Annotated in this window: 11 protein-coding genes; 5 read left to right on the forward strand and 6 right to left on the reverse strand. The window is 69.6% G+C overall.

What is annotated here, in order from left to right:
- The first annotated feature begins 69 nt into the window (after positions 1-69).
- The 3 genes from ACSHWB_RS46015 to ACSHWB_RS46025 are packed head-to-tail and all read left to right on the forward strand — an operon-like array spanning position 70 to position 3,745.
- The gene (locus ACSHWB_RS46015) at positions 70-1,872 is read left to right on the forward strand and encodes an FAD-dependent oxidoreductase (protein ID WP_439659650.1); all 1,803 of its coding nucleotides are present in this window, start codon (positions 70-72) and stop codon (positions 1,870-1,872) included.
- Positions 1,869-2,873 carry a maleylacetate reductase gene (locus ACSHWB_RS46020; RefSeq protein ID WP_439659651.1) on the forward strand — a complete coding sequence of 335 codons (1,005 nt, stop codon included), beginning with the start codon at positions 1,869-1,871 and terminating at the stop codon, positions 2,871-2,873. The genes ACSHWB_RS46015 and ACSHWB_RS46020 overlap by 4 nt, the downstream gene beginning before the upstream one ends.
- Positions 2,870-3,745: a dioxygenase gene (locus ACSHWB_RS46025; RefSeq protein WP_439659652.1), complete on the forward strand. Its 876-nt coding sequence runs from the start codon at positions 2,870-2,872 to the stop codon at positions 3,743-3,745. Before ACSHWB_RS46020 ends, ACSHWB_RS46025 begins: the two co-directional genes overlap by 4 nt.
- Here ACSHWB_RS46025 and ACSHWB_RS46030 read toward each other — a convergent pair.
- Together ACSHWB_RS46030 and ACSHWB_RS46035 are read right to left on the reverse strand one after the other, a co-directional pair.
- Positions 3,739-6,750, reverse strand: coding sequence for an amidohydrolase family protein (locus tag ACSHWB_RS46030; protein ID WP_439659653.1), 3,012 nt, complete (start codon positions 6,748-6,750; stop codon positions 3,739-3,741). The two genes, ACSHWB_RS46025 and ACSHWB_RS46030, sit on opposite strands and share 7 nt — an antisense overlap.
- A gap of 116 nt (positions 6,751-6,866) precedes the next feature.
- Positions 6,867-7,256 carry a hypothetical protein gene (locus tag ACSHWB_RS46035; protein WP_439659654.1) on the reverse strand — a complete coding sequence of 130 codons (390 nt, stop codon included), beginning with the start codon at positions 7,254-7,256 and terminating at the stop codon, positions 6,867-6,869.
- Positions 7,257-7,444: 188 nt separating this feature from the next.
- Here ACSHWB_RS46035 and ACSHWB_RS46040 point away from each other — a divergent pair, with 188 nt between their 5' ends.
- Entirely contained in the window at positions 7,445-8,599 is a 1,155-nt protein-coding gene (locus ACSHWB_RS46040) for a metallophosphoesterase (RefSeq protein WP_439659655.1), read from the forward strand.
- Here the strand turns inward: ACSHWB_RS46040 and ACSHWB_RS46045 are convergent.
- Complete coding sequence (locus tag ACSHWB_RS46045; protein WP_439659656.1) at positions 8,586-9,116, reverse strand: histidine phosphatase family protein; 531 nt, start codon at positions 9,114-9,116, stop codon at positions 8,586-8,588. The two genes, ACSHWB_RS46040 and ACSHWB_RS46045, sit on opposite strands and share 14 nt — an antisense overlap.
- Complete coding sequence (locus tag ACSHWB_RS46050) at positions 9,113-10,027, reverse strand: hypothetical protein (protein WP_439659657.1); 915 nt, start codon at positions 10,025-10,027, stop codon at positions 9,113-9,115. The genes ACSHWB_RS46045 and ACSHWB_RS46050 overlap by 4 nt, the downstream gene beginning before the upstream one ends.
- A 797-nt stretch (positions 10,028-10,824) precedes the next feature.
- Between ACSHWB_RS46050 and ACSHWB_RS46055 the strand changes: the two genes are divergently transcribed.
- Positions 10,825-11,943, forward strand: coding sequence for a hypothetical protein (locus tag ACSHWB_RS46055; protein ID WP_439659658.1), 1,119 nt, complete (start codon positions 10,825-10,827; stop codon positions 11,941-11,943).
- Here ACSHWB_RS46055 and ACSHWB_RS46060 read toward each other — a convergent pair.
- Both ACSHWB_RS46060 and ACSHWB_RS46065 read right to left on the reverse strand, forming a co-directional pair.
- Entirely contained in the window at positions 11,921-13,099 is a 1,179-nt protein-coding gene (locus ACSHWB_RS46060; RefSeq protein ID WP_439659659.1) for a sugar efflux transporter, read from the reverse strand. The two genes, ACSHWB_RS46055 and ACSHWB_RS46060, sit on opposite strands and share 23 nt — an antisense overlap.
- A 64-nt stretch (positions 13,100-13,163) precedes the next feature.
- Positions 13,164-14,516, reverse strand: coding sequence for a gamma-glutamyltransferase (locus tag ACSHWB_RS46065; protein WP_439659660.1), 1,353 nt, complete (start codon positions 14,514-14,516; stop codon positions 13,164-13,166).
- Positions 14,517-14,567 lie beyond the last annotated feature (51 nt).

Here is a 14,567-nt window from a genome sequence, read left to right on the forward strand (position 1 = left end):
TTTTTGCCTGTTTCCGCCACGTGCGGGCGCTCGGCCCTGGTGACGACACAGGACTGTCACCGTTCCGTCATGGTGACTTTCCACGACGGTCTCGCCGACACGTCCCCGCCGACGAGCACCGCGGTCGAGACCGATGTGCTGATCGTGGGATCGGGTCCCGCCGGGGCCTCCGCGGCGCTGTTCCTGTCCACGCTGGGCGTTCCGAACATCATGATCACCAAGTACCGGTGGACCGCGAACACTCCCCGCGCGCACATCACCAACCAGCGCACGATGGAGATCTTCCGGGACGTCGGCATCGAGGACCAGGTGCTCGCCGACGCCACCCCGCACCACCTGATCGGCGACACGGTGTTCTGCACCTCGATCACCGGTGAGGAGATCGGCCGCATCCTCACCTGGGGCAACCACCCCGCCCGGCACGCCGACCACGTGCTCGCGTCGCCGTCGCTCAACTGCGACATCCCGCAGACGTACCTGGAGCCGATCCTGGTCCGCAACGCCACGGCCCGCGGCACGCAGACGCAGTTCAGCACCGAGTACCTGGGGCACACGCAGGACGCGACCGGGGTGACCGTGCGGGTGCTCAACCGGCTGACCGGGTCCGAGTACACGATCAGGGCGAAGTACCTGATCGGCGCGGACGGCGCGCGGTCAGCCGTGGCCGCCGGCCTGGACCTGCCCTACGAGGGCGAGATGGACGTGGCCGGGTCCATGAACATCACGTTCAAGGCCGACCTGTCCGAACTCTGCCGGCACCGCCCCTCGGTGCTGTACTGGGTGATCCAGCCCGGTGCGAACGTCGGCGGGATCGGCGCCGGGCTCGTGCGGATGGTCCGGCCGTGGAACGAGTGGCTGATCGTCTGGGGCTTCGACCTCGCGCAGGGCGTGCCCGAGGTGACCGAGGACGACGCGCTGCAGATCGTGCGCAACCTCGTCGGCGACCCAGCACTCGACGCCGAGATCACCGGAATCTCCCTGTGGGGCAACAACGAGCAGTACGCGACCCGGTTGCACAGCGGCAGGGTGTTCTGCGCCGGGGACGCCGTGCACAAGCATCCGCCGAGCAACGGACTTGGCTCCAACACGTCGATCCAGGACTCGTACAACCTGGCGTGGAAGCTCGCTCTCGTCCTCAATGGACAGGCGGGTGCCGAACTGCTGGAGACCTACTCCGCCGAACGTGCCCCCGTGGCACGGCAGATCGTAACGCGCGCCAACAAGTCCGCCCGCGAGTTCGGTGCGCTCTTCGAGGCGCTCGGGCTCGACGCCTCCCAGTCCGCCGACGAGATGGACGCGCGCATCGAGGAACGCAAGGACAGCAGCCTCGCGGGTGCCGCCAAGCGCGCCGCGGTGCGGGAAGCCATGGAACTCAAGAACTACGAGTTCAACGCTCACGGAGTGGAGATGGGTCAGTCGTACGAGTCCAGCGCGGTGGTCGCCGACGGCGGGGAGAAGCCTGCACCGTCGCGCGATCCGGAGCTGTACTACGAGCCGTCGACCTGGCCGGGGGCGCGCCTGCCGCACGCCTGGGTCGGGGACAGCAGGAGCAAGCTCTCCACCCACGACCTGGTGCCGTACGGGCAGTTCACGTTGCTGACGGGCATCACCGGCGAGGCGTGGGCCGACGCGGCGCAGAAGGCGGCGGACCGGCTCGGGGTGCCGTTGCGGACCGTCGTGATCGGGCCAGGGCGTGCGGTCACGGACCTCTACTTCGACTGGTCTCGACTGTCCGGTGTGGACGAGGACGGCGCTGTGCTGGTGCGGCCGGACAAGCACGTCGCGTGGCGCGGCTCGTCGTTGCCCGCCGACCCGGAAGCGGAGCTGATGTCCGTCCTGACCACGGTCCTGAGCCGGGAGGAGAGCGCGTGACCTGGCAGTTCGAGCACGTCACGCTCGGCCAGCGGGTGCGGTTCGGTACCGGCACGGCGGCGGACGACCTGGCCGCGGAAGTGGCCAGGCTCGGTGCGCGGAGGGTGCTGCTGATCTCCGGGAAGCCCACCGCGGTGACGGCGAAGATCGACGTGGCCGAGCACTGCACGGACGTGGCGCCGCACGTGCCGGTGGAGAACGCCGAACGTGCCCGCGCGCTGGCCGCCGAGTCCGGGGCGGACCTGCTGGTGAGCGTCGGCGGCGGCTCCACGACCGGACTCGCCAAGGCGGTCGCGCTGACCACCGGGCTGCCGATCGTCGCCGTGCCCACCACGTACGCGGGTTCGGAGGCGACCAACGTGTGGGGCCTGACCGAGGCCTCCCGCAAGACCACCGGCGTCGACGACCGGGTCCTGCCGGTGACCGTCATCTACGACGCGGACCTCATGTCGTCACTGCCTCGGGAGCTGTCGATCGCCTCGGGCTGCAACGCGCTGGCGCACTGCGTCGACTCGATGTGGGCCCCGCGCGCCGACCCGATCAACCAGGCGCTGGCGCTGGAGGGCATTCGCGCGCTGAGCCGTGGCCTTCGCCTGGTCAGCGACGTCGAGGGCCGGGAGCTGATGCTCTACGGCGCCTACCTGGCCGCGGTGGCGTTCGCGTCGGCGGGTTCCGGCCTGCACCACAAGATCTGCCACGTGCTCGGCGGCGCCTACAACCTCCCGCACGCCCAGACGCACACGGCGATCCTGCCGCACGTGCTGGCCTTCAACGCCCCTGCGGTTCCCGAGGCCGCCGCCAGGATCACCGAGGCACTGGGCGGTGGTCTCCTCGACCTGTACGACGAGATCGGTGCCTCGCACGAGCTTCGTGGCGTGCCCGACGTCCGCGAGGCCGCGCGGCTCGTGCTGCCGTCCGTGCCCGCGTCGAACCCCCGCCCGGTCACCGAGGACGACCTGATCGCCCTGCTCACCGCTGCCCAGAAGGGGCTCGACGCATGACCGCTCAACAGCGCATCGAGGAACAGCTCACCGACGAGGTCGTCGCGTCGTTCGCGCGCACACCGGACCCGCGGCTCAAGGAGCTGATGGAGGCGCTCACCCGGCACCTGCACGCGTTCATCCGCGAGACCCGCCTGACCGAGGCCGAGTGGACGCGGGCGATCGAGTTCCTGACCGCCGTCGGGCACATCACCGACGAGAGGCGGCAGGAGTTCATCCTGCTGTCCGACGTGCTGGGCGCGTCGATGCAGACCATCGCGGTGAACAACGAGGCCTACGAGAACGCCACGGAGGCAACGGTCTTCGGCCCGTTCTTCGTGGAGGAGTCGCCGTTGGTCGGTGTGGGCGGGGACATCGCGGCGGGTGCCGCCGGAACCCCTTGCTGGGTCGAGGGAACCGTGCGCGACACCGCGGGCAACCCGGTGCCGGGCGCGCGGATCGAGGTGTGGGAGGCCGACGAGGACGGCTTCTACGACGTGCAGTACAGCGACTCGCGGGTGGCGGGCCGCGGCCACCTGTTCTCCGGCGAGGACGGCGGTTTCTCGTTCTGGTGCACCACTCCGACGCCCTACCCGATCCCGCACGACGGACCCGTGGGCGCCTTGCTGGACGCGGTGGACCGCTCCCCCGTGCGCGCCGCCCACCTGCACTTCATGGTGTCGGCGCAGGACTTCCGCACGCTCGTCACACACATCTTCGTCGAAGGCGATCCTCAACTGGAGATCGGCGACTCGGTGTTCGGCGTCAAGGAGTCGCTGGTCAAGCGGTTCGACGAGCAGCAGGCCGGTGCGGCGACGCCGGACGGGAGGGCGCTCGGCGACAAGCCGTGGGCGCGCTCCCGTTTCGACATCGTGCTGGCGCCTTCTCAGTGATCGCAGCAGACGCGCTCGGCCCACTCCGGCTCGTGCCACCAGTGCTTGTTCTCGGCTGAGGGCAACGCCGGCAGCTGAGCGGTGTGGGCCGTGAGCGTCTGCTGGTTCCGGTACGGCGCGAGCAGTTCCGGGATGTCGTGGACCCTCCCGCCGACCGCGACCAGCTTGACGTTCGCCGCGGCCTTGATGTCGGCCAGCGGGTTGCCGTCCACGAACGCGATGTCGGCCGGAGCGCCCGGCTCGATCGTGCCGAGCGGCAGGCCCAGCCACTTCGCCGGGTTGCGGGTCGCGGTGATGAGCGCTTCCCTCGGCGTGAAACCGAACTCGACCAGCGCGCGGAGGTTCGTGTGTGTGGCGGTGGCGGGGCTGTCGAGCGGCGCGTCGGTGCCGGTGATGACGAAGCCGCCGCCCCGGTGGACCTTCAGGGCGAACTCGACCCAGCCGCGCAGGACGTCCAGCGACGACGTGCCGGCGGGGGTGCCCTGGTTGTTGGCGTCGGCGACGAACCGCTCGTACTCCCACGGCGGGTACAGCACACGGGTGCGTTCGTCGGTGACGATCGACTTGTCCTTGGCGTACAACGCGCGTGACTGGAAGAGGGTGGGCGTGATCGACATGCCGGACGCCGTGAAGAGCGCGATCACGTCCTGGTAGGCCCGGCCCTGGCGGGTGACGGTGTGGGAGTAGCCGAGGCGGTTGGTGGCGCCGACGTGCTCCATTCCGTCCATGCCGAGGTTGGCGGCCGGGTAGAGGTAGTGGGACGACAGCGGGACCCTCGACCGTTGCACGGCAGCGCGTTGCAGCTCGACGGGCAGCCGGACGTAGGTCTTGATCAGGTCGTAGTCGAGCTCGTGGGCGCGGCGCAGTTCGAGGTCGAGCTGGGCCTTGCTGAGCGTCGGGCGCATGAAGTTGTAGTAGACGCGCGAGCCGTCGACGGCCTCGCCGGTCGCGTAGAACCGCGGCCCCGTCAGGGTTCCCGCCGCCAGCGCCTCGCGGGTCTCGACCATCTGGTAGACCGGGTCACCGGGCGAGCGCACCGTCGTGATGCCGTACGCGAGCCACGTCAGGCCTTGCCGCGCACCCCACTGACGCCCGCGCAGGTGCCAGTGGTTGTGGGCGTCGATCAGGCCGGGGATGGCGGTCAACGTGCCCGCGTCGACGTCGGCTTTGCCGCGTTGTGGCCGGATCTCCTTGACCTTGCCGCCTTCCACGACGATGTCGACGTTCCGCTTGAGCTCGTGCGCCTGGCCGTCCCAGTAGGCGCCGACGCGGATCACCTTGCGCTCGGGCGCCTTGGGCCTGCGCCACGTGAGGTCGTGCCGGATCGTCGTGACCCTGCCGTCCAGTGTGGACTTCCGGATTCGACCGTTGTTCAAGTACACCAGTGAGTCGTTGCCGCTCCAGGCCAGTGAGTCGGTGACCTCGCGGGTGACCTGACGCGGTTCGCCGAGGAACCTGCCCTTGGCGTCCACCGGGACGACCCAGGCGACGCTCTCCACGACGAACGCGATGTTCTTGCCGTCCGGTGACCACACCGGGCCGTCGTCGCCGCGCGTCGCGATCGACCGGAACGGCATCGGTTCGGTGTAGGTCAGCGTGCCGCCGGCGAGGTCGACGAACAGCAGCTGGCTGGTGCCTTCGCGGAACCGGCGCGAGAACGGCTTCACGGCGGCCAGTGCGACCGTGGTGCCGTCCTTCGACCAGGTCGGCCTGCCCGGCTGGAACAACGTCGGCGTGACCTGGCGGAGGCCGGCGGGTTCGGCGATCCAGACCTGCCCGTCGTGGTCGAGGTAGGCGACCTTCGTGCCGTCCGGCGAGAACCTCGGCGTCGTCTGCGCGTGCGGGGCGGGCGCGAACACCTTGTCGTCACCGGTCTTCAGGTCGCGAACCCGCAACTGCGGAATGCCGCCGCGGTCGCTGCTGTAGAGCAGTTTCGTGCCGTCCGGCGAGAAGTCCGGATCGGAGTCGAAGTACCTGTTGTCCGTCAGCTTCGCCGCTTTTCCACCGCTGAGCAGGTACAGGGCGTTGAGCGCGCGGAACGCGATCTTCGCGCCGTCCGGCGACACCACCGGGCTCGCGATGCCCTTCGCCGCACCGCCGGTGAGGTTCTTGGTGCGGTGCTGCCGCCTGGTCGTGCGCACCGGAACCGTTGCCTCGAAAGGAATGTCCTTCACCGAGCCGCCGGTGCGCGACCTGAGCTTGCCGTCCGAGGTGTACAGGACGGTGTCGCCGTTCCAGACCGGCGCGAACCCGAACACGTCCTCCTTCGACGTGATCGCCGTCGTGCCGAGCACGAGATCGGCCTGACCGGGCTTCATCTGCGTGTAGCTGGGCTGGTCACCCGGCCCGAACGCGGCACCGAACAGCTGCGTGCCCGCCGGTGCCGTGACGAGCCGTTCGCGCTTGCCGTCCAGCGTGACGGTGTCGACCGCCGCGTTGCCGACGGTGAAGATGATCCGCTTGCCGTCGGCCGACCACTGTGGCGCCGCGGCCTCGTCCGGCACGCCGGTCAGCTGCGTGATGGCGTTCGTGGCCAGGTCGAGCACGTGCACGCCGTAGCTGCCTGCCCGGTCGCTGACGAACGCGAGGCGCTTGCCGTCCGGTGAGAACGCGGGTTCCCGGTGATCGTACTTACCCCGCGTGAGCTGCTTCAGGCCATGGCCGTCGAGCCCGATCAGATAGAGGTGGTAGTTGCCGTCCCGATAGGACTGGAACGCGATCTGACCGCGCGGCCCGAACGACGGCAGCGTGGCGTCCTGCAGCTCGTCGGTGAGTTTGCGCGCCTCACCGCCGGTGGAAGGCAGGACCCAGATGGCCGTGACGAGATCGATGGCGAGCCACTTGCCGTCACGCGAGCGCGACACCGAGATGTTGGTGCCCTGGGTGAGTTTCACGCGTTCGCCGGGTTCCGCCTGCGCGGTCCCGATCGTGAGCGTGGACGCGGCGGTGGCGACGGCGGCGGCCTGGCCGGTGCGGGTCAGCAGTTCACGACGTGACAGTTCCATGGTGGCGCACTCCCCAGTGTCGATCCCCTTGGAGATCCACCCTGGCACCGTGAAAGCCTTGCGCCATCGGCCATTCGGCCCAGCGTCCACCTGGCGGGACGCTGGGCTCGACACTGCTAGAGAGCGAGCGCGCCCTCGACGCGGGCGACCATCGCGTCCTCGGCGTCGACGACGACACCGTCGGCCTCGGCGACCTCGCGGCAGATCGCCAGTACGGCGCGCGGGAAGTCCGCTGCGTCCTCGGGCGACTTCGTCGTGAGGGTCTTCATCGAGGACCGCAGCGCCTCGAGCACGACCGGCTCGATCTCCTCGTCGGTGCCGGCGGGCACGGACGGGCGGGCGGCACCGAGAACGCCGCGCAGGTCGGGCGACAGGTTCGCGAGCGCGCGCAGGCCGGCGAACCGCTCCTCCAGCACGGGGCCGGGGTCTGCGTGGGAGACCAGCAGCATCGCGCCGTACACGGCGGTGCGCAGCGTGCGGCTCTCCTCGTCGGTGTAGAAGATCATGTGGCCCACTCTAGGTCGTCGGGTCAGGCGGGTACCGAGGTACTGATATGAGGATGCGCCATCGCTCGGGCGGTTGCTCCCGAGCAGCGAGAACGCCTGTGACGGACGTCTACCGGAGCCGCAGCGAACAAACTGGGCGGTTTGTGCGTTGAGATGGATTGAGCCAATCCACCCAGGAGGATCCGCGCATGACGACCACCGCTACCCGGCCCCGCATCACGGTTCGGCGGGTGGTGTTCACGCTCGTCCTCTTCTCCGTGACCACGCTGCTGTTCTGGGTGCCGTTCGAGGGGCTGTTCGCGGCCAGCGCCGAATGGCCGGACCCGGTCCGCCCGATCGCCGCCATCGTGTTCGTGGCCGGTGCCATCGCGATGATCGTGCTGTTCACACAGCGCAACAGCGACCGCGCCGCGCGGATCTCCCAGTTCCTGCTCGGTTTCGTGTGGATCGCGTTCGTGTGGACGCTGATCTCCGACGTCGTCCGGCTCGGCCTGGCGATGGCCGGTGTCGAGAACCCGTTCCGCTCCCGGTTCATCGCCGTGCTGCTCGCCGTCCTCATCGTCACCGTGACGGTCTACGGGGTGTACGAGGCGATGCGCGTGCCGCGGATCAAGCGGCAGGACGTGACGATTCCCCGGCTCGACCCCGCGTTCGACGGCCTGACGGTCGCGGTCATCACCGACACCCACTACGGCGCGATCAACCGCGCGAAGTGGTCGCGGGGCATGGTCGACGCGGTCAACGAGCTCAACGCGGACGTCGCCGTGCACGTCGGTGACATCGCGGACGGCACCGCCGACCAGCGCCTGGAGCAGGCCACCCCGCTCGGCGACGTCAACACCGCGCACCGCTTCTACATCACCGGCAACCACGAGTACTACTCGAACGCGCAGGGCTGGATCGACCTGATGACCCGCCTGGGCTGGAAGGCGCTGCGCAACGAGCACGTGGCGCTGGAACGCGGCGGCGCCAAGCTCGTGTTCGCGGGCATCGACGACGTCACGGCCGACCACTCCGGCGAGCCCGGCCACGCCGCCGACCTCACGCGCGCGCTGCGCGACGCCGACTCCACCGCGCCGGTCGTGCTGCTCGCGCACCAGCCGTCGGAGATCAAGAAGGCCGTCGAGGCGGGCGTGGACCTGCAGCTGTCCGGGCACACGCACGGCGGCCAGATCTGGCCGTTCCACTACCTGGTGCGGCTGCAGCAGCCGGTGGTCGCCGGCCTGAGCAGGCACAGCGACCGCACCCAGCTCTACACCAGCCGCGGCGCCGGCTTCTGGGGCCCGCCGATGCGCGTGTTCGCCCCCAGTGAGATCACCTTGCTGACGCTCAAAGCGAGCTGAGGTGCCCGCTGTCGTTGAACCTGATCAGACGGGGTGACTTGCCGGCCGTGTAGCGGATGACCGTCAGCGCCGCGTTGTCGTGGTTCAGCGTCAGCCACCGCTCGGGCGGGGCGTCAAGTGCGTCCCGCACGAGCCAGCTGATCAGGAACGAGTGGGTCACGACCAGCACCGGGCCGTCGCCGGGCCGGGCGAACCTCGTCTCGGCCTCGTGTGCGAGTGCGGGGCCGCGGGTGCGTTCCGCCTCGGGGAACTGGTCGAAGAACTCGTCGTGGTCGGGAACGAAGTGCGGCACGTAGTCGTCCGCCGCGGCCTCTACTCGGCAGGGCACGCGCAGCAAGTCGGCGAGGATCGTCGCCGTCTCGGTGGCCCGAGGTAGCGGACCGTGGTGCACGGCCGCGAATCCCGTTCCCCGCAACCGTTCCGCGAGCGCCTCGGCCTGCTTTCGGCCACGCGCGGTGAGCCTGGATTCGTCCTTCGTCGCTTCGCCGTGCCGGACCAGGTGCAGATCTCTTGTCACGCCGTGCAGTCTGCCTTGACGGCACTCGCGGCGTGATGGGCGTGGGTCGGTCCGGAGCTGTTCCAGTCCTGACCTCGGGTGAGCAGCTGCACGGTGAGGTTTCCGCTGGCCTTGAACTTCCCCGCGCTGACCCACTGACCGCGCTTCTCGACCTGCTTGATCGCGAACGACGCCAGCGGGGCGCCGCCGACACCGGCGCGGTCGAAGACGTTGTACACGGTCGGGTTACCCCCGACCTCCTCCAGGCCGCCGTTCGGGACGTGCACGGAGACGTCGCACATCCCGGTCACCGCGAACGTCCACTGCCCGTACGCGGAGGTGTCGTCGCGGCGCGGGTCGCCCGACATCGGGATCGACACGAACGTCGAGCCGCACTTGCCGTCGCCGTGGTCGACCCAGCCCTTGCGGCCGTCGCGGTACGAGCCGACGCTGGTGAAGCCACCGCAGCCGGGGCCAGTGGTGAACGACTTGGCGCCGCCGGGTGCCCTGCCCGTGTCACCGGCGGGCGGCGGGGCGACGTTCTGCGTCGTCGTCGGGACCAGGCCCAGCGCGGACGAGGCCATCGAGGGGTCCATGCCGTTCGACGTCGACTCCGCCGGCAGTTCCTCCGGCGGGGTGATCAGGCCGGGGATGTAGCTGTGCGAGGGGTTCGCGACGTCCGTGGTGCCGTTGCCGGAGCCACCGTTGAACGTGACGATCGCGATCCCGCCGAGCACGAGCAGCGCGGCGATGGCGGCGATCGCGGCGGTGCGGGGCGTCAGCGGACGGGCCGGCGGCTTCTCCTCCTGCTGCGGCTGGTCACCGGCCGAGGCCCACCGCGCGGCTCCCCTGGCGCGCGCGGCCTCCATCAGCGCAGGGTCGGGCGCCAGATGACGCTCGGTCGGTGGTTCGTCGGGGAACTGGGTCGGCACGGAGCGCAGTGTGCCAGGGACACAGGGCTACTCGAACGTGTGGTTCTTTCACGAACGGGTTGTTTGCACTCAATGGACCGCACGCTGTGTCGACCGTTAGCCCGTTTCGTCTACGCACCGTCACAACCACTGGTCCGAGCGGACGCTCATTCCTGACTCGTGAGTCAAGCTAAGCACCGTGCCGCACCTGCGCACACCCGCCAGCCCTCCCCCGAAAAACCGGATCTTGTCCCGGTTTCCGTGTCACAGAACGGAAACACCTGCAGAACGCCTTGATCTCGTGGTGATTCCGGGCAACAGAACCGGTCAAGTGCGGCCATGTTCAGGACAAGGCGTCGATCAGCGCAAGATCCGGCGGCACCAGCGTCGGCCACTCCCTCGCGTGACAACCGGGCCCTGACCGCGGCCACCACGTGTTCGACCTTCCAATCACCTGCCCGAAAGCCCTGCCCAAACCCGACGGGCTACGCCCCCAGCCCAGAACTTGAGCGCACCCGGCTCAACTCTAGAACCTCACGCGGGGACCCTACGTACTCTCAGAACACACGCGGGGCCCCCGCGTGCCGCAGAAAAGAGAGCGCGCGAAGGCCCCTGGGGCACTTTCGGGAACTGGGTGCAACGGGCTGGGGACAGGCTTGTCGGCGGGTCCTTAGTGGCTCCACCTGCTCGAGACGACCCTGTTCGAGGTCGTGGTGGTGACGCTGGCGGACAAGGACACCGAAGACCCCGCCACCGAGCGATCTTGCTGGCGAAAGCGGCAGTAGCCAAGCTCCCGCAGCCCGTTTAGGGTGCCCGCCATGCCCTCAGGTAGACAGGCCGTCGTGCTGCTTGCCGCCCTCGTGGCGGGTTGCGGCACGGCGATCCCCGGTTCCCCCGTCGCAGGACAGCAGGTGGCTCAGACGTCCTCGGCGTCCCAGACCGTCACCGTCGTGTCGACGACGCCACCGCCGAGCAGCAGCGCCGTCTCCCCGCCTGCTCCGCCACCTCCGCCGCCGCCTCCTCCCGTCGCGAAGTTCGGCAACCCGGCCGGCACCGCCGCCGTGCCACCGGAGGCCGCCGCCGAGGACACCTCGAAGCCCACCCGCGTGATCGGCACCGGCAGTCCCGCGTCCTGCACGTCGCAGGCCGTGGTCGACGCGGCCGCCGCCGGTGGTGTCGTCACCTTCGACTGCGGGCCGAACCCGCTCACCATCCCGCTGGCCGCGACCGCGAAGATCCGTACCAGGACAGTGCTCGACGGCGGTGGCCGGATCACGCTGAGCGGCCAGGGCCAGCGCAGGGTGCTCGACCAGAACGGGCCGCGGCTGGTGGTCCAGAACATCACCCTCGCCGACGGCAACTCGACCGGCGACCAGACCGAGGGCGGTGGCGGCGGGGCGATCATGGTGCTCGGCGGTCAGCTCAAGGTCGTGAACTCCCGCTTCGTGAACAACAAGTGCGACGCCAACGGACCCGATCTCGGCGGTGCCGCGATCCGGGTGACCGACTGGGCCCAGAAGGCGCCGATCTACGTCGTCAACAGCACGTTCGAGGGCGGCGTGTGCTCCAACGGCGGCGCGCTGAGCAGCATCGGCGCCTCCTTCGTGGTGCTCAACAGCCTCATGAAGAACAACAAGGCCATCGGCCGCGGCGCCAACCCGGCCCGCGGTGGCACGCCGGGCGGCGGCAGCGGTGGCGCGATCTACAACGACGGCAACACGTTCACGCTGCGCATCGCCGGCTCGCTGATCGAGGACAACCAGGCCAACGAGGGTGGCGGCGCGGTGTTCTTCGTCAGCAACGACAAGTCGGGCTCGATGTCGGTCGAGGGCTCCACGCTGCGCCGCAACCCGAGCCTCGGTTTCGAGACCGTCAAGGGGATCTTCTACCTCGGCGTCGGCGAGAAGCCGAAGGTCACCGCCTCGACGGTGCAGTGAGCCTGCCCGCGGCCAGCAGCAGGGCGAGGCCGAGCACGGACATCGCGAGGCTGAAGCCGTAGACCCAGCGGAAACCCAGCTGCTGGGAGACGCCGAGCAACGCGCCGGCGACCATGCCGCCGACGATCTGGGTGTTGCTGAACATCGTCGTGGCGTGGCCGGGGCGGCCGGGGTCGAGGCTCTGGAAGTACGTGATGCCGACGCCCATGATCAACGAGATGACGGTGGCGTGCAGCAGCTGCGCGGCCATCACCTGCCAGATGGAGTCGGTGAACACCATCACGCCGTGGTAGCTCAACCCGATCACGGCGCCGATGAGCACGAGCTTGTGCTGCGACATCCGGTTCGCCAGCGAGCCGAACCACAGCATCATCGGGATCTCCAGCGCCGCGCACAGCCCCATCGCGAGCCCGGCGTCACCGGCGGTGCCCTGCAGCTCGGTGGTGATGAACAACGGCAGGCCGCTGACCGCGAGCGCCACGGCTCCCTGCAGGAACAGGAAAGCGGCGGACACGACCGTCATGCCGCCGCGCGCCGGACCTGCCGCTTCTTCCTCCGCCTGCTCCTCGACCCGGGCGGCCGGGATCGGCAGCGTGAGCGCGAGCACCGCGACGCCGAGCTGCAGCACGGCGGTGGAGGCGAAGAGGCCGATCCAGCCGGTCTTCGCGACGAGCAGCGCGGCCACCGGCGGTCCGGCGACCCACGCGACCGAGAGCAGCGTGCGCAGGACGCTGACGACCATCGACGGTCCTTGTGAGACCTGACGGCCGTACGCGAAGAGCTGCGGCAGCAACGACGACGTGATCGCGATGAACACCACGGACGTGCCGAGCAGGAACCAGTAGTCGCGCAGCACGGCGAACAGGCCGTAGCCGATCGCACCGGCGACACCGCCCACGGCGAGCATGTACCGGCGCTGCACCCGGCCGTCGGACAGCCTGCCCATGATCGTGCTGGCGAGCACCGACGCGAGCGGGCTCACGATCAGGAAGAAGCCGAGCTGGAACGGCGAGACCTTGATCTCGCTCGTCAGGAACAGCGAGCCGAACGGCAGCGCGAACGCCATCGACACGCCCGACACGACGCTGATGACGGAGAGTTGGAGGAACGTACGGGACAGGAGCGGCGAGGATCTTCTCTCGCTGAGTGCCGTCACCCGCTAATCGTGCTCGTTGACCGGTCAATCAGGAAACTAGATATCCCATGATGCGGGCAATGTCTCACACGACGACGATCGCGCCGTCCCGACGGTGATCTGCACCACCCCTGAGCAGGCCGGATTCGGTCATTTCGACCACCTGGCAACCGCCGAAGAACATGTTCGGCGCGCGGAACCGGGTGACCGGGAGCTCGCTTTCCGGTCGAATTCCCGGCTCGACGTGGAGGTGGTCCCCACTCAGGTGCATTCGCGGCGCGTCGACCGCGTCCTGGGCGGACATGCCGCGGTCGAGGACGTTCACGAGCACCTGCAGGATCGCGCCGCAGATCCGGCTCGACCCCGCGCTGCCGAGCACGAGCTCGGCCTGACCGTTCCTGGTGACCAGGGTCGGCGCCATCATCGACGGCAGCCGGTCGCCGGGCGCGTGGCTGAAGAACCCGTCCGGGGACAGGTCCTCCTCCCCCATCATGTTGTTCAGGTGCACACCGGCGATCGAGATGCCGGAGCCCGCGCCGTTCGTCGTGGTGACCGAGCAGGCCGTGCCGTCCGCGTCGAGCACCGAGATGTGGGTGGTGGAGCCGAGGCGGTTCAGGTGCGCCTTCGGGGTGGCGAGCGCGCGGATCAGGTCCTGCTGCGACGGCTTGTCCGGCAACGCTTCCAGCATCTGCGTGAGCAACGCACCGCCCGCCGCGGGTGGTGGGTTCGTGTGGATGCCACGGCCGCGATGCTCGACGTGCAACGGCTCGCGCCGCACGGCTTCGTACGCCTCCAGGTCGGCACGGCTCAGATCGCCGCCTCGGGAGATGATCCAGTCGGAGACCGCGCCCGCGATGTCGCCGGTGTAGAACGGCGCCGCGCCGTCGCTGCCCAGCCGGTCGAGCGCCTCGGCGAGGGCGGGCTGGACGAGGAGGTCGCCTTCCTCGAACGCGGTGAGGCCCGCACTCCGGGCGAGCGGCAGCAGCAACGTCGTGACGTACGCCTGGTACCGGTTGACCCGATGGCCTTCGCGGGCGTGCTTCGCCGCCGTGGCCACGAGTTCGTGCATCGGCGCACGGCCGTAGGTGGCGGCAATCGCGGCGCCGGCGGGCATTCCGTACGCGGCGACCGACGACGGTCCCACGTGGAACTCCTGCTCCGCGTCACCGAAGTGGACGGTGATGGGGTCGAGCGGCGCGCGCTCGCCGGTCTGCCCACGCCCCGGTGCGACGGCCGAGAAGTCCAGCAGCACAGGGGTTTCCCCGGCCGGTGCGATCATCATGTAGCCGGCGGAGCCGAGCCCGGTGAGCAACGGCTCGGTGACGCAGGACGTCAGCATCGCCGCGACGGCCGCGTCCACGGCGTTCCCACCGGCGCGCAGCATGGCCGCGCCCGCCTGTGCGGTGAGCGGGTGGCCCGCCGCGATCGCGCCTCGCACCGTTCGACCTCCAGAAGTGAAGGCACTCAACGGTAGACCTGGTCGCGAGCG

The sequence above is a fragment of the Lentzea sp. HUAS TT2 genome, from assembly GCF_051853195.1.
Classification (GTDB): Bacteria; Actinomycetota; Actinomycetes; order Mycobacteriales; family Pseudonocardiaceae; genus Lentzea.

Coding starts and splice junctions, on each gene's coding strand:
- ACSHWB_RS46015 (WP_439659650.1), top strand. CDS start 70: ATGGTGACTTTCCACGACGGTCTCGCCGACACGTCCCCGCCGACGAGC.
- ACSHWB_RS46025 (WP_439659652.1), top strand. CDS start 2,870: ATGACCGCTCAACAGCGCATCGAGGAACAGCTCACCGACGAGGTCGTC.
- ACSHWB_RS46030 (WP_439659653.1), bottom strand. CDS start 6,750: ATGGAACTGTCACGTCGTGAACTGCTGACCCGCACCGGCCAGGCCGCC.
- ACSHWB_RS46035 (WP_439659654.1), bottom strand. CDS start 7,256: ATGATCTTCTACACCGACGAGGAGAGCCGCACGCTGCGCACCGCCGTG.
- ACSHWB_RS46040 (WP_439659655.1), top strand. CDS start 7,445: ATGACGACCACCGCTACCCGGCCCCGCATCACGGTTCGGCGGGTGGTG.
- ACSHWB_RS46055 (WP_439659658.1), top strand. CDS start 10,825: ATGCCCTCAGGTAGACAGGCCGTCGTGCTGCTTGCCGCCCTCGTGGCG.